Annotated in this window: 20 protein-coding genes and 1 pseudogene; 14 read left to right on the forward strand and 7 right to left on the reverse strand. The window is 63.4% G+C overall.

Features of this window, described 5'->3' with window-relative positions; all coding sequences use genetic code 11:
* Positions 1-53 precede the first annotated feature (53 nt).
* On the forward strand, positions 54-1,328 hold the full coding sequence (gene ltrA, locus ABIF91_RS18840; protein ID WP_424579305.1) for a group II intron reverse transcriptase/maturase: 1,275 nt from the start codon (positions 54-56) through the stop codon (positions 1,326-1,328).
* Between the two features lie 131 nt (positions 1,329-1,459).
* On the opposite strand, the gene ABIF91_RS18845 is transcribed toward ltrA, so the two are convergent.
* Positions 1,460-1,636, reverse strand: coding sequence for a hypothetical protein (locus ABIF91_RS18845; RefSeq protein WP_424579306.1), 177 nt, complete (start codon positions 1,634-1,636; stop codon positions 1,460-1,462).
* Between the two features lie 161 nt (positions 1,637-1,797).
* Here ABIF91_RS18845 and ABIF91_RS18850 point away from each other — a divergent pair.
* The 8 genes and pseudogenes from ABIF91_RS18850 to ABIF91_RS18885 all read left to right on the forward strand — a co-directional run.
* Positions 1,798-2,927, forward strand: a protein-coding gene (locus ABIF91_RS18850; RefSeq protein WP_129557670.1) for an IS3-like element ISRj2 family transposase whose coding sequence is annotated in 2 segments (ribosomal slippage) — positions 1,798-2,050 and positions 2,050-2,927 — 1,131 coding nt in all. Because the reading frame shifts where the segments join, the coding sequence is not laid out codon by codon here.
* Positions 2,928-3,149: 222 nt separating this feature from the next.
* Complete coding sequence (locus ABIF91_RS18855; protein ID WP_038952271.1) at positions 3,150-4,418, forward strand: IS256 family transposase; 1,269 nt, start codon at positions 3,150-3,152, stop codon at positions 4,416-4,418.
* A 74-nt stretch (positions 4,419-4,492) separates the two neighbouring features.
* Positions 4,493-5,308 (forward strand): hypothetical protein, encoded by an 816-nt coding sequence (locus tag ABIF91_RS18860; protein WP_284283070.1) that lies wholly within the window; start codon positions 4,493-4,495, stop codon positions 5,306-5,308.
* A gap of 285 nt (positions 5,309-5,593) precedes the next feature.
* Positions 5,594-6,937: an IS1380 family transposase gene (locus tag ABIF91_RS18865; protein ID WP_424578735.1), complete on the forward strand. Its 1,344-nt coding sequence runs from the start codon at positions 5,594-5,596 to the stop codon at positions 6,935-6,937.
* A gap of 290 nt (positions 6,938-7,227) precedes the next feature.
* Positions 7,228-7,794: a hypothetical protein gene (locus tag ABIF91_RS18870; protein WP_424579307.1), complete on the forward strand. Its 567-nt coding sequence runs from the start codon at positions 7,228-7,230 to the stop codon at positions 7,792-7,794.
* 19 nt (positions 7,795-7,813) lie between these two features.
* Positions 7,814-9,571, forward strand: coding sequence for an IS21-like element IS1631 family transposase (istA, locus tag ABIF91_RS18875; protein WP_100214066.1), 1,758 nt, complete (start codon positions 7,814-7,816; stop codon positions 9,569-9,571).
* Positions 9,572-9,575: 4 nt separating this feature from the next.
* On the forward strand, positions 9,576-10,343 hold the full coding sequence (gene istB, locus ABIF91_RS18880) for an IS21-like element IS1631 family helper ATPase IstB (RefSeq protein WP_038952109.1): 768 nt from the start codon (positions 9,576-9,578) through the stop codon (positions 10,341-10,343).
* 75 nt (positions 10,344-10,418) lie between these two features.
* Positions 10,419-10,967: pseudogene (locus ABIF91_RS18885) on the forward strand (carbonic anhydrase); the annotation flags it as partial.
* A 62-nt stretch (positions 10,968-11,029) separates the two neighbouring features.
* On the opposite strand, the gene ABIF91_RS18890 reads toward ABIF91_RS18885, so the two are convergent.
* The 5 genes from ABIF91_RS18890 to ABIF91_RS18910 all read right to left on the reverse strand — a co-directional run bounded on the left by ABIF91_RS18890 (position 11,030) and on the right by ABIF91_RS18910 (position 15,522).
* Positions 11,030-12,670 carry a lysine--tRNA ligase gene (locus ABIF91_RS18890; protein WP_028176393.1) on the reverse strand — a complete coding sequence of 547 codons (1,641 nt, stop codon included), beginning with the start codon at positions 12,668-12,670 and terminating at the stop codon, positions 11,030-11,032.
* A gap of 226 nt (positions 12,671-12,896) precedes the next feature.
* The gene (locus tag ABIF91_RS18895; RefSeq protein ID WP_035669149.1) at positions 12,897-13,829 is read right to left on the reverse strand and encodes a transporter substrate-binding domain-containing protein; all 933 of its coding nucleotides are present in this window, start codon (positions 13,827-13,829) and stop codon (positions 12,897-12,899) included.
* A gap of 251 nt (positions 13,830-14,080) precedes the next feature.
* A complete protein-coding gene (locus ABIF91_RS18900) occupies positions 14,081-14,671 on the reverse strand; it encodes an SCO family protein (protein WP_028176391.1) in 591 nt (196 codons plus the stop codon).
* Positions 14,672-14,695: 24 nt separating this feature from the next.
* A complete protein-coding gene (locus ABIF91_RS18905) occupies positions 14,696-14,890 on the reverse strand; it encodes a hypothetical protein (protein WP_028176390.1) in 195 nt (64 codons plus the stop codon).
* A gap of 110 nt (positions 14,891-15,000) precedes the next feature.
* Entirely contained in the window at positions 15,001-15,522 is a 522-nt protein-coding gene (locus ABIF91_RS18910; RefSeq protein ID WP_028176389.1) for a hypothetical protein, read from the reverse strand.
* Positions 15,523-15,785: 263 nt separating this feature from the next.
* Here ABIF91_RS18910 and ABIF91_RS18915 point away from each other — a divergent pair, with 263 nt between their 5' ends.
* A complete protein-coding gene (locus ABIF91_RS18915) occupies positions 15,786-17,444 on the forward strand; it encodes an FAD-binding dehydrogenase (RefSeq protein WP_028176388.1) in 1,659 nt (552 codons plus the stop codon).
* 9 nt (positions 17,445-17,453) lie between these two features.
* On the opposite strand, the gene ABIF91_RS18920 is transcribed toward ABIF91_RS18915, so the two are convergent.
* Positions 17,454-18,518, reverse strand: coding sequence for an IS630-like element ISRj1 family transposase (locus tag ABIF91_RS18920; RefSeq protein WP_026192128.1), 1,065 nt, complete (start codon positions 18,516-18,518; stop codon positions 17,454-17,456).
* 49 nt (positions 18,519-18,567) lie between these two features.
* On the opposite strand from ABIF91_RS18920, the gene ABIF91_RS18925 reads away from it, so the two are divergent.
* The 4 genes from ABIF91_RS18925 to ABIF91_RS18940 all read left to right on the forward strand — a co-directional run bounded on the left by ABIF91_RS18925 (position 18,568) and on the right by ABIF91_RS18940 (position 23,136).
* The gene (locus ABIF91_RS18925; protein WP_028176387.1) at positions 18,568-19,485 is read left to right on the forward strand and encodes an alpha/beta hydrolase family esterase; all 918 of its coding nucleotides are present in this window, start codon (positions 18,568-18,570) and stop codon (positions 19,483-19,485) included.
* Between the two features lie 115 nt (positions 19,486-19,600).
* A complete protein-coding gene (locus ABIF91_RS18930) occupies positions 19,601-19,951 on the forward strand; it encodes a RidA family protein (RefSeq protein ID WP_027575148.1) in 351 nt (116 codons plus the stop codon).
* Between the two features lie 153 nt (positions 19,952-20,104).
* A complete protein-coding gene (locus tag ABIF91_RS18935; RefSeq protein ID WP_028176386.1) occupies positions 20,105-20,470 on the forward strand; it encodes a nuclear transport factor 2 family protein in 366 nt (121 codons plus the stop codon).
* Positions 20,471-20,547: 77 nt separating this feature from the next.
* Positions 20,548-23,136 carry a ligase-associated DNA damage response DEXH box helicase gene (locus ABIF91_RS18940; RefSeq protein ID WP_424579375.1) on the forward strand — a complete coding sequence of 863 codons (2,589 nt, stop codon included), beginning with the start codon at positions 20,548-20,550 and terminating at the stop codon, positions 23,134-23,136.
* Positions 23,137-23,158: the final 22 nt, after the last annotated feature.

Below are 23,158 nucleotides of genomic sequence, written 5' to 3' on the forward strand. Positions count from 1 at the left end.
CGAGAAACACGGGAGGGAACGCTGAGTCCCACGAACCTGTCCACGAAACGACAATGGCCGATCTGGCGAGGAAGAATCCCAAGCGGGTGCTGACCTCGCTGCATCACCTGATCGACTGTGAATGGATGCTCGAGGCCTATCGCCTGACGCGCAAGGATGGCGCGCCCGGCATCGACGGCATGATGGCGACGGACTATGAAGCGAATCTGGAGGCCAATCTCGGTGATCTCCTGGCGCGCATCAAATCCGGACGTTACATCGCGCCGCCGGTGCGACGGCACTACATCCCGAAGGCGGATGGGACCGAACGGCCACTCGGCATCCCGACATTGGAAGACAAGGTGGCACAGCGGGCGATTCTCCTGCTGCTGGAGCCGATCTACGAGACCCACTTCTTGTCGTGCTCGTACGGCTTCCGACCGGGACGATCGGCCCATGATGCCCTACATGCCCTGCGTAATGGGTTCATGGAGCAAGGGCTGCGCTGGGTGGTGGACGTCGACATCTCGAAATACTTCGACACCATCGACCACGCGCACCTGCGCCGATTCCTCGACCAGCGAGTCACGGACGGCATCGTCCGGAGGATGATTGATAAATGGCTGAAGGCAGGGGTGCTCGAAAAGGGCGTCCTACGCCGCACGACTGGCGGAACGCCCCAAGGCGGCGTGATCTCGCCACTGCTTGCAAACATCTACCTGCACTACGTGCTGGATGAATGGTTCGAGCAGGTGGCGCGACCGCGGCTCAAAGGTCGATGCCAACTGGTCCGATACGCTGATGACGCGGTGATTGCCTTCGAGGACCACCTGTCCGGCAAGCGATTGCTGAACGTGCTGGATAAGCGGCTCGGTCGGTATGGGCTTCAACTCCATCCGACCAAGACCCGCTTCGTAGACTTCCGGTTCAAGCGCCCGGGTGGGCGTCACCCCGCGACGGCGGGGACCACATTCAACTTCCTTGGCTTCACCCATGTGTGGGGTCAATCGAGGAAGGGTAAGAATGTCGTCCGACAGATAACGGCGAAAGACCGTTACGCCCGCGCGCTGGCTTCCGTGACGGAATGGTGTCGGCTTAACCTGCATCGCCCGTTCCGGGCGCAGCACGCGCACCTGTCGCGGGTGATCCGGGGGCACTGCGCCTACTACGGCATCTCCGGCAACGGCCGACGGATCAGATGGTATCACCACCAGATCACGCGGATATGGAAGAAATGGCTCGCGCGGCGTGGCCGCCACAGCAATCTGCCGTGGTCGCGCTTCCGGGCCATGCTCGCGCGACACCCGCTGCCGACAGCCAAGATCGTCCACCAATATGCCGTCCCGTGAGCGAAGCTTACGCGTGAAGAACCGGATGCGGGTAATCCGCTCGTCCGGGTCTGTGAGGGGCGGGGATGGCAACATCCCCGCCTACTCGGCATAAGGGCTTGGCCCGAGCGTCAGGACGCGGAGTTGGTGTTCTAAAGTTTTGGATCGGCCTCGGGTTCGTCGATCAACCCGTCGGCCGTTCGGGCAGCCGAAATGTCTGCGGTATGCAGCGCATCCGCGTGAGCCGGATAGCGTCCGCCGACGGTCAGAAACCGGCCACTGAAACGATCGGCGAACAACTTCTGGAGGTTGTCATTTCGGCTCAGCACCAGGATGCGCTCTATGTTTGTCTACTTGTCGTTAGTTGTATTGGGGCACGAGCTATGGCGGAATCTGGGTGATAGAGCTGGCCCCGCAAATTCGGACAGTAGCTTGAGTGGATTTTCTGCCTGACAGCGGCGAGGATTCTTGCTGCGAATCAGGAGCGAAGATGACGAAGAAGAGCCGCCGGACGCATTCTCCGGCATTCAAGGCGAAGGTTGCTTTGGCTGCGGTCAAAGGCGACAAGACACTGGCGGAGCTGGCGCAACTGTTTGATGTTCATCCGAACCAGATCACGATCTGGAAAAACCAGCTCCTGGAAGGCGCCGCCGGCGTGTTTGGGCATGACAAGACATCGGCCGAGACGCCGGTCGATTTGAAGGCGTTACATGCCAAGATCGGCGAGCTGGCGTTGGAAAACGATTTTTTGTCCGGCGCGCTCACCAAGGCGGGCCTGCTGAGCGCAAAGCGATGATCGACCGCGATCATGATCTTTCTATCGTGCGCCAGGCGAAGGTCCTGAAGCTGGCTCGCAGCACGGTCTACTATGAACCTCGGCCAGTTTCGGCCGAGGACCTTGCCTTGATGCGTCGGCTCGATGAGCTGCATCTCGATTATCCCTTCGCGGGAGCGCGTATGCTGCGATCGTTGCTGCGGCGGGAGGGCGTATACGCCGGTCGCCGCCACATCGCGACGCTGATGAAGCGCATGGGGATCGAGGCGGTCTATCGTCGCCCGAACACGAGCAAGCCGGCTCCGGGTCACAAGATCTACCCGTACCTGTTGCGCGGATTGAAGATCGAGCGGCCCGACCATGCGTGGGCAATGGACATCACCTACATTCCGATGCGGCGTGGCTTCGTCTATCTCGCGGCGGTCGTCGATGTGTTCAGCCGACGGGTCCTGGCCCATCGCGTCTCGATCACAATGGAGGCGGCCTTCTGCGTCGAAGCGGTCCAGGAGGCGTTGGCGAAGCACGGCAGGCCCGAGATTTTCAACACGGATCAGGGCAGCCAGTTCACCAGCCTCGAGTTCACCGATGTGCTGCTGGACGCGAAGATCGCCATCAGCATGGACGGCAAGGGCGCCTGGCGCGACAACGTGTTTGTCGAGCGGCTCTGGCGCACGGTCAAATACGAAGAAGTATATCTCCGCGCCTACGACAGCGTGTCCGAGGCGCGAGCGTCAATTGCCAAGTATCTGGCCTTCTACAATCAGGGACGCCCTCACTCGAGCCTTGACGGGCGCACGCCCGACGAGGCTTACTTCGGCACGCAAGCTATGGTGATGGCCGCATGACCGTCGCCGACGGTTTTGTCGTCGCTCTGGTCGGGCTACGCCCTCCCGACGCAACGACAAAACCGTAAAGCCCCGCGTTCAGCATAACCCGGCAGGAATCCACTTAAATCCAGCGGGGCGCTGTCCAAACAACCGGGGCCAGCTCTGATGACGGTGTGAGGAAGGCGGCGTATCGAGGCGGGTGACGAGCCTGCCAGAACCTCTCGAGGAGAGCGATACGCCATGACCGAGACTACCAATGTTCTTGCTTTCCGTCAGCCGTCCGCGGTTGATGATCCACTGACCGATATCGTTCGTGCCGGCGCGCGGGACCTGCTTGCCAGGGCGATCGAGATCGAGGTTGGCGCGTTTCTGGCCAGCACGGCCAATCTGACGCTGCCCGACGGTCGAGCGCGCCTGGTCCGACATGGGCACGGTCCGGTGCGCGAGATTGCGACCGGCATCGGTCCGGTGGAGGTCGCTCGTCCCAAGGTCCGCGACCGCGGAGCGAGCGGGCCAGGCGACCGCCTCCGCTTCAGTTCGGCAATCCTGCCGCTATGGGCGCGGCGGACGAAGAGCCTGGATGCCTTGATCCCGGTCCTCTATTTGCGCGGCATCTCGACCGGCGACTTCCAGGAGGCGCTCTCGGCGCTGCTCGGCAAGGATGCGCCGAACCTGTCGCCTTCGGTGATCGCCGGCCTGAAGGCCGATTGGCAGGTCGAGTACGAACGCTGGCAGAGACGCGATCTGTCGGCGCGTCGCTATGTCTACATCTGGGCCGATGGCGTGTACCTGCAGGCCCGCATGGAAGATCACAGCGAATGCATGCTGGTGCTGATTGGCACCACGCCGGAAGGCAAGAAGGAGCTGATCGGCTTCCAGGTCGGCGTGCGCGAGAGCGCGCAGAGCTGGCGCGAACTCCTGATCGACCTGCGGCAACGCGGGTTACGGATTGCCCCGCAACTCGCCATCGGCGACGGCGCCCTCGGCTTCTGGAAGGCACTGGACGAGGCCTTTCCCGGCACGCGGCACCAACGATGCTGGTGCCATAAAGTGAGCAACGTACTCGACAAGGTCGCCAAATCCGTGCAGGGCCCCATGAAGAACGACCTGCGGAACATCTATCTGGCCCCACACCGGGCCGAAGCTGAAACCGCGATCGACGTCTTCGTCGAGAAATACCACGTCAAATACGGACGTGCGGTGGAGTGCCTGATCAAGGATCGCCATGCGCTGCTCGCCTTCTTCGACTTCCCTGCTGAGCACTGGATCCACCTACGCAGCTCGAACCCGATCGAGAGCGTCTTCGCCACGGTGCGCCACCGAACGGTGCGGACCAAGGGATCGCTGTCGCAACAAACTGCGAAGCTGATGGTGTTCAAGCTCATCGACGCCGCATCGAAGACCTGGCGGCGATTGAAGAGCACGAACCAGTTGCCGAAAGTCATCGCCGGTGTAAAGTTCATCGACGGAATCGAAGTCATTCCGAACACTGAAAGCCACGCCGCCTGATCAGGCCGCGTCACCCAAAATCAGCCATAGCTCCGCTATTTGCGAGGCTTTCTATTGCCTCGTAGGAGATCGATATGAGAGCAGTGTTCAGCCTTCAGATCCCAACTTTTGAACTCTCAAATCCCGAGAACAGTAAGGAGGCGACGGAATCATTCCCCATTGACCAGGAAGTAGTTAGCTTGCTGAACACTTTCGGCTGGACGTTGGATCTGAATGCAATTGAGTCCAAGGATATCATTGCGATCATAGGTGAGCGGGAAGAGTCAGCGCCGGCGACAGGCGGCGCTGTAGCAGCTTGCAGGCCACGCTCAGAAGACATAACTGAGTCTCAACGGCATTTTGTTTCGATAACTAAGCCGATATTTCAAGAGATGCCGGAAGTTGCCGCGGCCGAAAAGGGGCGAGCAATCTATGTCGGGTACATCTCCAGCGAGCAGACCCTATTCATCGTAACGCGAATGGTCCCGGGAGAACTTACGTTCAGACTACTCCATAAGGAGCTGGATCGATTGCAGAAAGCGACAGTCCTCCTCGTGCGAAAGTTGGTAGGATCAGCGCTTCGAGGACGAACTCTGGTCATTGCTGACCCGATCGTGAAAATATACGAGCGGAGAAATAACCACGTCATCATCGAAGGTCGGATAGTTACGCGACCTCTGCAAGAGGTCGTGCAGGATCGATTGATAGACGCGATCGTTTTTGCCTTCGCCCTAGGTGTCGCGATCGTCTCCTTCCCGCCGTTCTGGAAAAACGCCATGACGGACAATACGTTATTCGGCATGTTGGAGCGCTTCAACACAGCTCTAATCACCACTGCGCTTATCTTGGTCGTTCAACTTTTGGTTGCTTGGGTTCAGGTCAAGCGGCGCCGTCTCATTCGGTGGCAGTAGCTAGTGGGGCGGCGAAGGTCAGGAACTTCACGTCGCTAAATTCTGTCAACGAACGTAGTCGCGCAGCCCATCACTCGACGTGCCGTCCCGCACCCGTCTCGCCCCTCATTTGGAAGAGCTCAGCTTCAGCAAATGAGGTGACACTGATGAATATTGATCCTAGCCCGTCTTATTCGTAAGAGTGCGCCTGAGAGGCTGGCGATCGTGGTGTAAAGCGCTGATGCGGCGTAGGATTCGGTTGCGAAGCCAACGCTATCACCTTCAACCGCGAACGCCACGCCCGCCATGACCGATGATACGATTCCGCCCTTCTCGTTTCCAGCCGTTCACGCCAAGAAAGTCACGGCTGCCTTCGATGGCGGTCGCCTGACCTCGAACGGGGGCGCGATCCTTCTGGCGATGGCCGAGCGGCGTCTCGGCTTGGCCGACAATCTGGCCCGGGTGTTCCCGGATCGGCGCGATCCGACGCGGGTCGTGCACAACCTGGTCGATATGTTCCGCGCTCGCATGTTCGCGATCTGCTGCGGCTACGAGGACGCCGACGACCTCGATCATCTGCGGTCCGATCCGGCATTCAAGCTGGCCTGCGGTCGCCTACCGGACACGGGCCGGGATTTGTGTTCCCAGCCGACGCTGTCGCGGCTGGAGAATGCTCCGCGCCTGCGCGACGTGATCCGACTGACCTACATTTTGGTCGACGCATGGATGGATAGCTACCCGCGCGAGCCGGCATCCGTCACGCTCGACATCGATGATACCTGCGACGTCGTCCACGGCCATCAGCAGCTCTCGCTGTTCAACGCTCATTATGACGAACGCTGCTTCCTGCCGATCCACGTCTACGACACGGAGAAGAGCCGGCCCGTGGCCGTCGTGCTGCGGCCCGGCAAGACGCCGGGCGGCGTCGAGGTGCGTGCCCATCTGCGCCGCCTGGTACGGCATATCCGGACGCGATGGCACAACACGCAAATTACGTTCCGTGGCGACGGGCACTATGCCCGGCCGGAGGCAATGGCGTGGTGCGAGACCAACGGCATCGACTACATCTTCGGTCTGTCCGGCACCAAGCCTCTCGCCAGAAAAGTCGACGAGGTCGCCGACGACATCCGCACGCGACGCGCCATCGAGAACCTGCCGGTTCTGCGTGGCTATACCGAGACGCGCCACAAGGCAAAGTCCTGGGATCGCGAACGGCGCACTGTCGCCCGTATTGAGGCGACGATGCTCGGCCTCGACATCCGCTTCGTCGTCACCAGCCTCGATGTCGGCTCGGCCGAGTGGATCTACGACAGCCTGTATTGCGCGCGCGGCCAAGCCGAGAATCTGATCAAGCTGCATAAGACGCAGCTCGCCTCCGATCGCACCAGCTGCCGTTCGGCGCTCGCCAACCAGGTCCGTCTCGTGCTCCATACGGCCGCTTATTGGCTGATGCTGACCGTGCGCGACGCCATTCCCAAAGCCCGGGAATTGGCCGCTGCCGAGTTCGCGACGCTGCGTCTTCGGCTCTTGAAAATCGCCGCCCGTGTCGTCGAGACCACGAGCCGCATTCGCCTTGCGTTTGCCGCGGCATGTCCCGAAGCCGACCTGATCTGCGGCTTGCCCGGCGCGCTGCTGCCGCTCGGTCCTTGACCGGCGGGGCGTCCGCCCCCGTTCGCCCAACCCATCCCTCAAGCGCGTTGCAAAGTACCGGTCGTCAGGCGGCGAAAAGCCGAAGGCAATCCTGTGCGCCTCGTCAGACAAGATGTGCGGCCGCATCAATCGGGCCCAAAAGCCGCACTCTCACGAATAGGACGGGCTAGTCCAAGATGCGGAGTTTTCGCTTAGCCTTTCGAATCGTTTTCGGCCGAAAGCCAGCCGCGAATTTGGGCAAGATCAGCAGTCTAGTCGCGGGGGACGGGCAAAGACACCATGGCCGGAATATGGCCCGTGAACCCATTCGTTTTGCCCGCATCGACTTTCGGAATGACGACCGCGTCTTCGGGATCAAAACGGAAGACCGGTTCTTGCACATGTACATCATCGGCAAAACTGGCACCGGTAAGTCGAGTCTGATCGAGACTATGGCGCTGCAGGATGCCAAGCGGGGGAATGGCTTCGCTCTCATTGATCCGCACGGTGACCTAGTCGCTCGGGTTGCTTCACGCATTCCGGCATCGCAGCGGGATAGAGTCATCTATCTGGACGCGACTGATCCAGCCCAGCCATACGGGTACAACCCCCTTCGTCACGTCAGCGATGATCGTATCGCCCTCGCCGCTTCGGGCATGATGGATGTCTTTAAGAAGATGTGGCCCGACGCGTGGGGGGTGCGCATGGAGCACATTCTGCGCAACGTGCTTATGGCCCTTTTGGAGCAGCCCGACGCGACGCTCCGCGACGTGCTGCGTATCTTCTCGGACCCCGTGGGTCGGTCAAAATCCCCCGGGTATGGTCACTTGAAACTCCCCCACCTGATGATCGCCGTCAGCGCCGCTGAACAGCAGTAGCCGGTCAGGCAGGACGTTTATGTTCGACCCCTTTAGCCAGCAAGGGGCCGGGGAGTTGAACGTCTTGAAGCGACATCTGCAAAGCACCGTACTTACATTACTTGATCGCAACACCAGCCAGCGCGAGATTCACCGGCTGACGGGTGTCGATCGCAAGACGATCCGGCGTTATCAGGCGCTGCGGGCCGGTGCGGAGGCAAATTCCCCCGGGGAAGTGACCACCGGCTCGGTGAGCGCGGACGGCCAAATTCCTCCACCCCGACCACCGGCTTTTGGGACATCGGAAGCGACGGTCACCAGCAGCCTGGCCCGTTCGGCTTGCGAAGCGCATCGGACGTGGATCGAAGAACAGGTCCGGCTGAAGCGGAACGCGCAGGCGATTTACCAGGACCTGGTTGATCAATTTGGCTTTCCGTCCAGCTACCAGAGTGTCAAGCGGTTTGTGCGCCGGTTGCGGCACGCTGATCCTGAGCAGTTTGATCGTCTTGAGTTCCTCCCCGGCGAGGAAGCTCAGGTCGACTATGGCGAGGGCGCGCCGACGGTTGATCCGAAGAGCGGGCGGTACCGTCGTCCCCGCCTGTTCGTGATGACGCTACGCTACTCGCGGCGCAGCTTCCGGCGGGTAGTCTGGAAGTCCAGCCAACAAGTCTGGGCGCAGCTCCACGAAGAGGCGTTCCGGTATTTTGGCGGGGTCCCCAGCTATGTCGTGCTCGACAACCTGAAGGAAGGCGTCCTCAAGCCGGATTTGTACGAGCCCCAGCTCAACCCGATTTACAGCGCGATGCTGGCTCATTACGCCGTGGTCGCCGATCCCGCGCGCGTGGCCGATCCAAATCGGAAAGGATGCGTCGAGAATGCGATTCAACATACCCAGGGCACTGCGCTGGCCGGACGGCGCTTCGAGACGCTGGAGGCGCAAAACGAGTTCTTGAGGCACTGGGAGGAGAACTGGGCTTCCAAACGCATCCACGGCAGCACGCGCCGTCAGGTCGAGGCGATGTTCCAGGAAGAGAAGCCGCACCTGCGGCCGCTGCCTGTCGCTCCCTTCCGCATCTTCACCGAAGTCGTCCGGACTGTCTGCGACGACACCACCGTACGCGTCGACAACAGCTATTACGCCGCGCGGCCCGCGCCGATCGGCAGCCAGGTCGTCGTGCGCATCTACACCACCACGATCGAGATCCGTGATCGCCACACCCGTGCGCTGCTGCGTGTTCATTCCCGGATGGCGCACCCCGGTTCTGTCGTCCTGCCGACCAGCGAACGGCCGTTCAACCCGTCGCGGCAAACCGCCGTGCTGCTGGCGAGCGCCGAGCGCATCGGACCGCAGACCAGGGCCTTGTGCCAGCAGGTGTTCGACACCGAAGGGCGCCCCGGACAGCGCGCGATGTGGGGCATTGTCGGGCTGGGCCGGAAGTATCCGGCGCGGCTGGTCGAGCAGGCCTGCGCGCACGCCATCGACAACCGCATCTACCGCTACAAGCACGTGCGTGCGACCGTCGAGCGGTTGTTCGAACAGGCGATCGAGCAGGTTGGAGTGACGCCACAGCCGGCATCGCCGCTCACCCAGGATCATCCGCTGATCCGTACCCCCGCGGAATACGGCGACCTCTTCAGCCGCGCTGTGCGGCGCGACGCCGACGACAATGGTCGGCAGGCCGAGGCTCACGACGATCACGCCACGGCAATCCGCGCTCGTGTCGCCTGCGCAACCCCGGCCAACTCCGGCGCCACGAGCGCTCCCGCTGCACCTTCTCACCTTAAACTGGAGACCTAGCCACATGATGACCATGCCGGAAATTGAGCGTTGCCTACGACAGCTGCGCCTGTCGGGTGTCCGCGACACGCTGCAGACGCGCGTGCTCCAGGCGCAGGGCGCCAACCAGCCCTTCCTCGAGACCTTCTCCCTTATCCTGCAGGATGAACTGGACCGTCGTCAGTCCCGTCTTATCGAGCGGCGATACCAGCAATCCGGGCTCGACGAAAAGCTGACGCTCGCCGAGTTCGACTGGTCCTTCAATCCCAAACTGCCACGTCAGACCTGCTTCCAGCTCCACACCCTGGCGTTCATTGCCGCTGGCGAGAACGCTCTGCTTGTTGGCAAACCTGGCACCGGGAAGTCGCACATCGCCAAGGCGATTGCCTATCAGGCGATCCTGCAAAGCCACAAGGTCCAGTATCTTGAGACCGACGACTTCTTCCACCGCTACGCCCTGAACTCTCCGGCACAACGCGAGGTCCGGCTGCGAACCATCATCGACTGCGATCTCCTCGTGCTGGACGATCTATTCCTCGCACGCGCCATCCCCGACGACGCCGGCACTTTGCTGCAGACCCTGATCCATCAGCGTTACAAACTGCGCCGCAGCGTCATCGTCACCTCCAATCGCGTCGTGCAGGATTGGGGGGCATACCTTGGGGACAACACTATGAGCACGACGATCCTCGATCGCCTTATGCATCATTGCCATCTGCTTGAGTTCGACGGACGCAGCTATCGGCTCAAAGAAGCCGCTGAAGCTCTTGCCCGGGAAACAAACTCAAACTAACAGTCCCTTGTCCTGCCTCGCGGGTGGAGGAATTTGACTGACCACACCCGGAGGAATTTGAAGTGACCCGCGGGGCAATTGCCCGTTCTGAAACTGAACTGGGGCAAGGGCGCCGACACCATCGTCAACAACGGGCACACGATCCAGCTCAACTTCGCCGAAGGCAGCAGCTTGATGCTCGGCAACGTCAAGTACAAATTGCTTCAGGTGCACTTCCATCGCCCGAGCGAGCACATGATCGGCGGCAAGAATTTTCCGATGGAGGCGCATTTCGTCCACCGCAGCGAGGCCGGCGGGCTCGCCGTGGTCGGCGTGCTGATGGCCGAGGGCAAGCCGAACCCGGCCTTCGGCAAGATCGTCAAGACCATGCCGGCGGCGGAAGGCCCGGCGGTCAAGGCCGATGCCGGCATCGATCCTCGCGCCATGCTGCCGCAGCGGCTCGGCTACTTCCACTATCCCGGCTCGCTGACGACGCCGCCCTGCTCGGAGGTGGTGGAATGGCTGCTGCTGACCGACCCGATCCAGGTCGCCAGCGCCGACGTCGCGGCGTTCGCAAAGCTCTATCCGATGAACGCGCGCCCGGTGCAGAAGGACAACCGGCGCTACGTGCTGAGGTCGACCTGAGGCATCACGCCGGGGCCGTGTAAGCCCCGGATGGCGCGCGCTCCATCCGGGCCGCACGCGCCTTACGCGCTCCGCGCCAGCGCGCCGTCGATCATGTTGACGGCGTTCTGCACGCCGTACACGGCGACGAAGGAGCCGAAGCGCGGGCCTTTCTCCTGGCCGAGCAGTACCTGGTAGAGCATGTTGAACCAGTCGAGCGTGACGCCGGGGCGGCCGTCCTTGCCCTTCTTGACCTGGTCGAGGAACGGCTCGCGGCGGCCGACCTCGTAGACGACGTTCTGGATGTCCTCGGCCGAAGCGTCCGGCGCCAATTGCGACAGCGCATCGCGCAGATCCTGGAGCGCGGCGCGCTCGCTGTCTGTCGGCACCCGGAACTGCTTCGTCGGCGCGACGAAATCGCGATAGTAGTTAATGGCGTAGCCCACCATCGCGTCGAGCTTCGGATGCGTCTGCGGGCTCACGCCGGGACGATAGCGACCGATGAAGCCCCACAGCGTCTCGGCATTCTCCGCGTTCGACGACGAGACCAGCGTCAAGAGCAGCTGGAAGGTGACGGGCATGTCACCCATCGGCGGCTTGCCGTTGTGGATGTGCCAGACCGGATTGCCGAGCTGCTGCTTGCCGTCCTGCTTGGCAAAGCCGTCGAGGAACTGCTGGTAGTCGTCGACATTGCGCGGGATGACGTCGAAATAGAGCCGCTTGGCCGCCTTCGGCTCGCGATACATGAACAGCGACAGCGATTCCGGCGAGGCATAGCGCAGCCATTCGTCGATGGTGAGGCCGTTACCCTTCGACTTCGAGATCTTCTGGCCCTTCTCGTCGAGGAAGAGCTCGTAGTTGAAGCCTTCGGGCGGCGTGGCGCCGAGCGCCCTGGCGATGGCGCCGGACAGCTTCACGGAATCGATCAGATCCTTGCCGGCCATCTCGTAGTCGACGCCGAGCGCGACCCAGCGCATCGCCCAGTCGGCCTTCCACTGGCACTTGACGTTGCCGCCGGTGACGGGCGTTTCGACCTCCTGGTTCGTATCGGGATCGACATAGGTCACCGTGCCGGCCGCGACGTCGCGGCGGATCATCGGTACCTGCAGCACGACACCGGTTGTCCTGCTGATCGGAAGGAACGGCGAATAGGTCGCGCGGCGGTCGGGACCCAGCGTCGGCAGAATGATCGCCATGACCTTGTCGTAGGCGGCGAGCATCTTCAGCAGAGTCGCGTCGAAGCGGCCCGACGTGTAGTAGTCGGTCGAGCTCGCGAACTCGTAATCGAAGCCGAAATGATCGAGGAAGGCGCGCAGCCGCGCATTGTTGTGCGCGCCGAAGCTGTCATGCGTACCGAAGGGATCAGGCACGCGCGTCAGCGGCTTGCCGAGATTGGCCTCCAGCGGCGCCCTGTTCTGCACGTTGTCGGGCACCTTGCGCAGGCCGTCCATGTCGTCGGAGAAGGCGAGCAGGCGGGTCTTGATCTTGTCCTCGGTCAGCACGCGGAAGGCATGGCGCACCATCGAGGTGCGCGCGACCTCGCCGAACGTGCCGATATGCGGCAGTCCGGAGGGACCGTAGCCGGTCTCGAACAGCACCTCGTCCTTCGGGCTTTTCTTCAGCCGCGCGACAATGGCCTTCGCCTGCTCGAACGGCCAGGCGTTGGATTGTTCGGCGAGCGCACGCAGGTCGCTCGGGTTCGCGGCAAGATCGATAACGGACATCAGGGGCCTCCGGGCCGCGGAAAATAGCGATTTCCGGGCCAAATGCAAAAATGGGTCTTGATCGTCATTCCGGGGCGATGCGCCAGCATCGAACCCGGAATCTCGAGATTCCGGGTCTGGTCCTTCGGACCATCCCGGAATGACAATTCAACATTCTCGAGATTCTCAGGTGCGCACCTGCGCACCATAGTTCGTGCTTCGCACGCCCCGGAATGACGATCGCTGGCTAAAACGGGCTCACCGAGAAATACCGCAGCCACAGATCGGTATAGCGGCCTTTTTCCCAGACGCGGAACATCGCCCAGTTCAGGGCCTGGCGCAGCACGTCGTTGCCCTTGCGCACGGCGATGCCGATGCCTTCGCCGAAGAAGCGGCTCTCGACGAAGGGGCCGCCGGAGAAGGCGCAGCAATCGCCGGAATCCGTGCCGTTGATCCAGAACGCCAGCGAGATGGCGTCGCCGAAGATGAAATCGACCTCGCCCCTGCGCAAAGCTGCGCGCATCGCATCGTCGCTGGGATAGGCATGCAGTTCGGCGTCGGTGAACATCGCCTTGAGGTAGGCCTCATGCGCGGAGCCGGCGATGACGCCGACCTTCTTGCCCTCGAGATATTCGGGCCGGATCTCCGGCATCACCGCGTCCTTGCGCGAGACGAAGCGCGCCGGCACGCGGTAATACGGATCGGTGAAGTCGACGCGGGCGCGCAGCTGCGGGCTCACCGCCATCGAGGCGATGATGGCATCGCCCCGGTTGGAGGTGAGCGCGTCCACCAGCGTCTCGAAGCGGCGCATCTGCACCGTGCACGTGACCTTGATCTCCTCGCACAGGGCGCGGGCGAAATCGACGTTGAAGCCGGCCGGGTTGCCGTCTGCGCCAGTGTAGTTGAACGGCGGATAGTCGGTCTCGGTCAAAAAGCGGATCACGGTCAGGCGCGACAGGTCCGGCCGTTCGGGGCGCCGACGGGGATCCCAGAAGCCGGGCACGGCCTGCGGGGCTGCCTGGGGGGTGGTCTGTGGCGTGGCCTGGGGCGCCGCTGGGGGCCGCTTGGCGGGCGTCTGGGCCTCGGCGGGCAGGGCTGTGAGCAGGCACGCGGCGGCGGCCAACCCCATCAGCAAGCCAAGGGCAGATTTGAACGATTTCGCCTGTTGCGATGAAGCCATCGGCCGGAAATGAATGAATTTCGTTGGGATCGGAGGGCCTTATAGACCATCCGGACGGGAACGCGAGCCCGGAATGTGGCCAAGGCGAAGCTGCGCTCCCTCCCTCGCTTGCGGGGAAGGGCTGGGGAGAGGGTGTTTCCTCTGGGCGAGAGCGCCCTAGAGGAGAGAGCCCTCACCCGCGCCCTCGGCGCGACTTCTCCCGCAAAGCAAGCGGGAGAGGTGCAGCAGAGTGCGCAGCTCGAACGCAGGCCTCAGAGATACTTCTTCAACTCCGCAGCCGCCTCCTCCGGCGTCCGCTTCAAATTGAACGGCGAGACGAAGCGGCCGTCGCGGTCCATCAGATAGATCAGCGCGGTGTGGTCCATGGTGTAGTCGCCGTCCTTGGTCGGGACCTTCTTGGCATAGACGCGGTAGGAGCTGATGACCTTGGCGGTCTCGGCGGGATCGCCGGACAGGCCCTCGAGGTGCGGATCGAAGCTCGACAGATAATCTTTCATCGTCGCCGGCGTATCACGCTCGGGATCGACCGAGATGAAGACGGCATTGATCTTGTCGGCATCCTTGCCCATTACGCGCAGCACCTCCGAGATCTCGAACAGGGAGGTCGGGCAGACGTCGGGGCAATGGGTGTAGCCGAAGAAGATCAGGGTCGGCTTGCCCTTGAGGCTCTTATCGGTGACGGCTTTGCCGTTCTGGTCCGTCAGCTGGAACGGCCCGCCGATCGCGGCCGGCTGCGCCACCTTGCTCAGCCCGCCCATGGCCCAGAACATGATCAGGAGCCCGACAATCAGGCTTGCGGCGAAGGCGGTCGCGATCACCAGCGGACGGGCAGCGGAACTCATAGGCGGAAAACTTCCTGTCGCAGGTCAGAAGCAGGCGGCAAAGCCGGTCCTGATCATTTCGAAGAACACCTGGCTGCCATAGTGGAACCAGAGCGCCAGTGCGCCGATCATAACGAGACTGCCGATTACCGCGCCAGCCCACAGCAGCACGGATGGCATCCGGCCGGCAGTGGGCGAATTGTCCGATAGCCGATGCGCTGGATGCAGTGGTTGAGCCATGACAACGATCGGGACGAAGGCCCCGGTTCCCAGGCTTTCAGATAGGCTCTGCGCCGCCTGCGGGCAAGACGCCGCCGGCGGCGCAAAAGGGTCTCGTCAGGCTGCGAATATCAGTGAAGGAGCTGACCCCGAGCGGATTCGAGCTGCTCGGTTTTTGGGAGCGACCGGCGCGACGGCCTGGCCGTCGAGGCCTGCGCGTCCAGGTAGCAGGGCTTGTACATGGCCTCGAGCTGCTTGCCCCTCAGGAAGAGCATGCGTGGGGTAAGCCCGCCGCGCTGGCCGATCCAGCGCTTCACCTGCGAGGGATACATCGCATAGAGCATCTGGGTTGCTTCGGGATTGGTGACGGCGCGGCCGTTGGAGCCGAAATCCCAGGCGGCGTGGAAGCCGAGCGTCGCATGCGAGGTCACGCAGATCCGGTCGTGCGGGATTGCGCCGAGGACGATGGTGCAGGCGGAGGCGCAGAGGCCGTCGATGATGACCGTTTCGCCCGATTGCCTGAGGTCCTGGTATCTGTCGACGTAGGTTCCAATCCGGCCGCCGCGGTCATCCGCGATCCGAACCACCGCGTGAGAAGCCCCCATGCCCGCGATCAGGACAACCACCGCAAGCAATCCCGTCAGAAACTTCATTGTCCCCGCCCCAGCGAATTCGAATCTGCGTGTCAGGTGGTGATGCACAGCTAGCGTCTGTCGTAACCAAGGTTTTGTCTAGGCAGCTCGGCTGGATCAAAACAAATTCAAATCCAGTGTTGCGTCCGCGCTGCACTCGGCCGGTCTCTATCCCAAAGCGGAACAAGTTAATGAGGTCTTACGCGCCACACCCTTGATCTCAGTTGCAACCGCTGGCTTCAATCCCGGGCAACTACAGGGGGAACTCATGGAGGGGGAAATGCATGGCTGAGGAAGCAGACGTCATCGTCGTCGGCGCGGGACTTTCGGGCCTCGTTGCCGCCACCGAGATCGCTGACGCGGGTAAGCGCGTGATCGTCGTGGACCAGGAAGGCGAGCAATCGCTCGGCGGGCAGGCGTTCTGGTCGTTCGGCGGATTGTTCCTGGTCGATTCGCCGGAGCAGCGCCGGCTCGGCATCAAGGATTCCTTCGACTTGGCCATGCAGGACTGGCTCGGCACGGCGGGATTCGACCGCGACGAGGATTTCTGGCCGCGAAAATGGGCCGAGGCCTATGTGGCGTTCGCGGCCGGCGAGAAGCGGGGCTGGCTGCGCGCGATGGGCCATCGCATCTTCCCCGTGGTCGGCTGGGCCGAACGCGGCGGCTACGACGCGATGGGCCACGGCAATTCGGTGCCGCGCTTCCACGTCACCTGGGGCACCGGCCCCGGCCTCGTCGAGCCGTTCGAGCGTCGCGCGCGCGAGGCCGCCAGAAGCGGCCGGCTGAGCTTCAGGTTCCGCCATCGCGTCGATGCGCTCTCGGTCACCAATGGCACCGTGGATGGCGTCAGCGGCGCCGTCCTTGCGCCCGATGCGATCGAGCGCGGCAAGAGCTCCTCCCGCAACGTCGTCGGCGAGTTTGCGCTGAAGGCTCAGGCCGTGATCGTCGCCTCCGGCGGCATCGGCGGCAATCATGAGCTGGTGCGGCAGAACTGGCCGAAGCGGCTGGGTGAGCCGCCGAAATTCATGATCTCCGGCGTGCCCGAGCATGTCGACGGTCGCATGACCGGCATCACGGAAAAGACCGGCGCGCGGCTGATCAATCGCGACCGGATGTGGCACTACGTCGAGGGCATCCAGAATTGGAATCCGATCTGGCCGCGCCACGGTATCCGTATCCTGCCCGGCCCGTCGGCGATGTGGTTCGACGCCACGGGGACACGGCTGCCGGCGCCGCTGTTCCCTGGCTCCGACACGCTTGGCCAGCTCAAATACATCACATCCACAGGGTATGATTATTCCTGGTTCATCCTGACCCAGAGCATCATCAAGAAGGAGTTTGCGCTGTCGGGCTCGGAGCAGAACCCCGACCTGACCGGCAAGAGCTGGCGCATGACCTTGCGCCGTGCCACCAACAAGGGCGCGCCGGCGCCGGTGGAGGCGTTCAAGAGCCATGGTATCGACTTCATCGTCCGCGACAAGCTCGATGAGCTCGTTGCGGCCATGAACAAGCTCGCCGGCAGCGATCTCCTGAGGTTCGAGCACATCAAGATGCAGATCGAGGCGCGCGACCGCGAGATCGCCAATCCTTACGTCAAGGATGCGCAGGTCATGAACATCCACAATGCGCGCCGCTACATCGGCGACAAGTTGATCCGCACCGCCTCCCCGCACCGCATCCTCGATCCCGCGCATGGGCCGCTGATCGCGGTGAAGCTCAACATCCTCACCCGCAAGACGCTGGGCGGCTTCGAGACCGATCTCGACTCCCGGGTCTTCGGGGAAGAGGGCCGCGTCATTCCCGGCCTCTACGCCGTCGGCGAGGCCGCCGGCTTCGGTGGCGGCGGCGTGCATGGCTACCGCTCGCTGGAGGGCACTTTTCTTGGCGGCTGCCTGTTCTCGGGCCGCAATGCGGGCCGTGCCGCCGCCAAAGCGGTGGGCTAGTACCCGGAATCAGAGCTGAGTGATACGGCGGCCTTTGAAACGGCGTTGACGGACCTTTTTCTTGGTCCAGACGAAGGGCTCGGCTCTGTCGTTGTATGCGTTGACGTAGGCATCGATGTGTTCCTGAAGCTGCTTGAGGCTCGTGAAGGAGGTGCCGCTGAGCGACTGCCCCTGCAAGATGGAAAACCATACTTCGACCTGATTGAGCCATGACGCACTTGTCGGCGTGAAATGAAATTGCACGTTGGGGTGGGCCTTGAGCCAGTCCTCGTTCTTTTTATGGGTGTTGAGGTTGTCGAGGATGACGTGAAGCTTGCGGTTCGGAAAAGCCGCGGTGACGCTGTTCATGAAATCGAGAAACTCGACGCGGCGCCGGCGTTTTGAATGGGTCGCGATGATCTTTCCGGTGGCGACTTCGAGCGCCGCAAACAATGTTGTGGTGCCATGCCGCTTGTAATCGTGGCTTTGGCCGGTCAAGGCGCGGCCATTGGGCAACTTCAGATAACCCTGCGCTCGCTCCAAAGCCTGGATCGAGGGCTTCTCGTCCACGCACAGCACAATGGCCTTCGCCGGCGGCGCGACATAGAGGCCGACAACATCGGCGGCTTTGGCCGTAAAGTTCGGGTCGTTGCTCTCGCACCAGGACTTGCGAGCCACCAGGTCAATCTTGTGGCTGCGCAGGAACCGCCAGACATATTGGACATCGACATCGCCCAGCGCCTCGGCCAGCAGGGGGCCGGTCCAGCGCGCAAACCCTTGCGGTGGCGGCTTATCCAGCAGCTTCAGAATCCGCTTGTCGGTCGTCTTCGTATAGATCGGCTGCTTGCCAGGCCGCGGCTTGTCTTGCAGCCCTTCAAGGCCATGGTCGGCATAGCGATGCCGCCAAAGGCTGACAATCCGCGGCTGGACCCCAACTTCCTTGGCGATCGACCGGGTGCTGCGCCCATCCGCCGCCAACAGAACTATCCGCGCCCGCTTCAAATCGCGCTGCAACGTCACCGGTGAGCGACAGCACGCCTCAAGCACCTTGCGATCTTTCCTCGAAAGGTGGACTTCTCTTGCTTCGGGTATCATCCCGACCTTGAATCACGACTCACGTTCCAAGAAAAGTGGGTACTAGATCGTGCGGCGATGGATGCGCATCGGGGCGCTGGCCGCTTCATTGGCGGCAGCTTCAGCTGCATCCGCCGATACGATCGACGTCAACGGCGTGAAACGCTCCTACACCGCGCAACTGCCGGCCAAGAGGCCTGCACCGCTCGTGATCGTGCTGCATGGCAAGACCCAGCGTGGCGCCGACATGATCACGCGGACGGCCTGGCCGCAGGTTGCAAAGCGCGAGGGCCTGGCCGTGGTCTTTCCGGACGGGCTCAACAATTCATGGGCGGACGCGCGAACGAAGGCGGGGCCCGCCCTGCGTGGACCGCCGGCAGGTACCGATGACGTCGGCTTCATCGCAAAGCTCGCCGAGAAGCTGGTGGCCGACGGCACGGCCGATGCAAGGCGCGTCTTCATCGCGGGCATCTCCAATGGCGGCGCCATGGCGATGACCATGGCCTGCGCGCGCGCCGATTTGTTTGCGGCAGCTGCGAGTGTGATCATGAATCTCACCGACGAGGCCGCCGTCACGTGCCATCCGTCGCGGCCGGTCCCGATGCTGCTCATGAACGGCACCGCCGACCTGCTGGTCCCTTACGAGGGCGGGCGCGGATCGAGCTATTTTGCCGCGGACGGGTTCTGGTCGACCGACGAGACGCTGGCATTCTGGCGCAGGCTCAATGGCTGCGAGACCGATGACGCCGAGACGACTGATTTGCCGGACAGGGCGCCCGCAGACCATTCCACGGTCACGCGGATCTCCTCACGCTGTCCGCGGGGGCACGACGTCGTGCTCTATCGTGTCAACCATGGCGGCCATCGCGTGCCCGGATTTTCTCCGGATGCCCGCTTCCCGAAGGTCGCCGCCGGCCTGCTGGGGCCGCAGAACGCTGACATCGACGGTGCCGAGACGATCTGGACGTTCTTCAGCCAGTTTCCTTAAAGCGACGCACGCATCGGCGGTGACGCATCCGCCGCACGCGACGCATGCGTGCCCGGGGTGGCAGAGCGCGAGGTGCTGGGCTAGACAGGGCCGCCATTCCAGCAGGAGATCCCCAATGAGCATTCAGCGTTTTGAAACTGGCCCGCGCATGAGCCAGGTCGTCGTGCACGGCAACACCGTCTATCTCGCCGGCGTCGTCGCGAACAAGGCGGCCGGCGAAAGCGTGACGAAGCAGACCCAGGACATCCTGGCGACCATCGACGGCCACCTCGCCAAGGCCGGCACCGACAAGTCGAAGCTGCTGTCAGCAACGATCTACATCACCGACATGAAGACCTTCGGCGAGATGAACGCGGTGTGGGACGCCTGGGTGTCGCCCGGCAACACCCCGGCGCGCGCCACCGTCGAAGCCAAGCTGGCTGCCCCGCAATACACCGTCGAGATCATGGTGACGGCGGCGAAGTAGTCTTCGCGGCATCAGGATGCGGCAGAAGCGCGATGAGAAGATCATCGCGCTTCTGCTTTTTTGGGGCGCATGATCTCCGAGGTAATCGATCGGCGCGCGTGAACCTTCGAGAGTGACGGTCGGCCGAACACGGCACCATCGAAGGAGAGCAGCATGACCGACCCCACCACCATCGCCCACCGCTACATCGAGCTCTGGAACGAGCGCACGGCCGGCCGACGTCGCGAGCTGCTCAGCGAAAGCTGGACCACGGATGCGAGCTATGTCGATCCCTTGATGAAGGGCGACGGCCGAGACGGCATCGAGGCGCTGATCGCGGGCGTGCAGCAGCGCTTTCCCGATTTCAGGTTCAAGCTGATCGGCGAGCCTGACGGCTACGGCGATCACATCCGCTTTTCGTGGGGACTTGGTCCTGACGGCGCCGACAGCCCGATCAAGGGCACCGATTTTGCCGTGCTGAAGGACGGGCGCATCAGCCGCGTGACCGGATTTCTGGACCAGGTGCCGACCGGGGCATGAGACCTCGTGCCCTTCTCGCCGCAGGCGGGAAGGGCCACCCCTCGACGAATCCACTCCTGCGGCTTACCTGTCATGCTGTGCCGCCCCGTATCCTCCAAACATCGGCCGAGCCGGCCGCGCTGCTGCCGGATCGCTTTCAGGCGTGGTTCGCAGCCCGCGGCTGGTCGCCGCGCGCGCATCAGCTGGCGCTGCTGGAAAAGGCGCGCGAGGACCGCTCGGCGCTCCTGATTGCTCCGACCGGCGCCGGCAAGACGCTCGCCGGGTTTCTGCCGACGCTGGTGGAGCTGTCGGCGCTGTCGCTCGAACGGGACGCGGGCGCGAAGAAGAACCTCGTCTCCACCGGCCGCAGCGTGCAACGCGCCGGCGGCCTGCACACCCTCTACATCTCGCCGCTCAAGGCGCTCGCCGTCGACATCGCGCGCAATCTGGAGCGGCCGATCGCGGAGATGGCGCTGCCGATCAAGGTCGAGACCCGAACCGGCGACACGCCGGTGTCGCGGCGGCAGCGGCAGCGGCGCTATCCGCCGGAGGTGTTGCTGACGACGCCCGAGCAGCTCGCGCTGCTGCTCTCCTCCGACGACGCGCCGTTCCTGTTTTCCTCCCTGAAGCGTATCGTGCTCGACGAGCTGCATGCGCTGGTGACGTCCAAGCGCGGCGATCTGCTCTCGCTCGGGCTCGCGCGGCTCTGGCGCCTCGCGCCGCAGATGCGCGCGATCGGCCTGTCGGCGACCGTGGCCGAGCCGGATCAGCTCGCGCGCTTCCTGGTGCCGCAGCCCGACGGCAAGGAAGCCGCCGCCGATCTCGTCGTCGCCGGCGGCGCCGCGCCGCCCGTGGTCGAGATGCTCGATACGCGCGAGCGGCTGCCCTGGGCCGGCCACAGCGCGCGCCACGCGCTCCCTGAAATCTACGAGCTGATCAAGGCGAACAAGACCACGCTGGTCTTCGTCAACACCCGTAGCCAGGCCGAGATGCTGTTCCAGAATCTCTGGAGCATGAACGACGACGGCCTTGCCATCGCGCTTCATCACGGTTCGCTCGACGTCGCCCAGCGCCGCAAGGTCGAGGACGCCATGTCGGCGGGCAGACTGCGCGGCGTGGTCTGCACCTCCTCGCTCGACCTCGGGGTCGACTGGGGCGATGTCGATCTCGTGGTCAATATCGGTGCGCCCAAGGGCTCCTCGCGCCTCATGCAGCGCATCGGCCGCGCCAATCACCGCCTCGATGAAGCTTCGCGCGCGGTGCTGGTGCCGGCCAACCGCTTCGAGGTGCTGGAGTGCCGCGTCGCCATCGATGCCATTGCGGAGAACGCGCAGGACACGCCGCCGCTGCGCCTGGGGGCGCTCGACGTGCTGGCCCAGCACGTGCTCGGCTGCGCCTGCGGCGAGCCGTTCCTTGCCGATGATCTCTACCGCGAGGTCCGCACCGCTGCGCCCTACGCCGACCTGTCGCGGCAGGATTTCGACGATGTCGTCGATTTCGTCGCCTCCGGCGGTTACGCGCTGAAGACCTATGAGCGCTTCGCCCGCATCAAGCAGGACAAGGAGGGCCGCTGGCGCGTCGCCAATCCAAAGGTGCGGCAGAGCTACCGCATGAATGTCGGCACCATCGTCGAGGACGACATGCTGAAGGTGCGGCTGGTGCGCTCGCGCGGCGGCGGCCAGGGAAAGGCAGGCGGCTCGACCGGGGTGATCGCGCGCGGCGGCAGGCTGCTCGGTGAGATCGAGGAGGCCTTCATCGAGGGCCTCAGCCCCGGCGATACCTTCGTGTTCTCAGGCGAGGTGGTGCGCTACGAGACCCTGGTCGAGGACCAGGTCTATGTCTCGCGCGCGCATGACAAGGACCCGAAGGTGCCGTCCTATATGGGCGGCAAGTTTCCGCTCTCGACCTATCTCGCCGAGCGCGTGCGCCGCCTGCTCGATGATGGCCGCGCATGGGGCGGCTTGCCGGAGCAGGTGCGCGACTGGCTCTCGCTGCAGAAGGACGTCTCGCGCGTGCCGGCGGTGCGCGAGCTCGTGGTCGAGAGCTTTCCACGCGCCAACAAGCATTATCTGGTCTGCTATCCCTTCGAGGGGCGTGTCGCGCATCAGACCCTCGGCATGCTGCTGACGCGCCGGCTGGAGCGCGCCCGCGCGCGGCCGCTCGGCTTCGTCGCCAACGAATATGCCGTGGCGATCTGGGCGCTCGGCGATCTCTCGTTTATGATCCGGGACGGCCGGATCGACCTCGACGCGCTGTTCGACTCCGATATGCTCGGCGACGACCTCGAGGCCTGGCTCGCCGAATCCGCGCTGATGAAGCGCACGTTCCGCAACTGCGCCATCATCTCCGGCCTGATCGCGCGCCGCCACACCGGCGAAGAGAAGAGCCGTCGTCAGGTGCTGTTCTCGACCGATCTCGTCTACGACGTGCTGCGCAAGCACCAGGCCGATCACGTGCTGCTGCGCGCCGCGCGTGCCGATGCCGCCACCGGCCTGCTCGACCTGCGCCGCCTCGGCGACATGCTCGCCCGAATCCACGGCCGCATCACGCACCGGGAACTCGACCGCGTTTCCCCGCTGGCCGTCCCCGTGATGCTGGAAATCGGCCGCGAGTCAGTCTATGGCGAAGCTGCAGACGAGCTCCTGGCCGAAGCGGCCGACGAACTCGTCAAAGAGGCGATGTCTTAGACTGTTGCAGCAATGTTTTTTG

Origin of the sequence: Bradyrhizobium sp. USDA 241 (assembly GCF_049739505.1) — a bacterium.
GTDB classification, from domain to species: Bacteria; Pseudomonadota; Alphaproteobacteria; order Rhizobiales; family Xanthobacteraceae; genus Bradyrhizobium; species Bradyrhizobium liaoningense.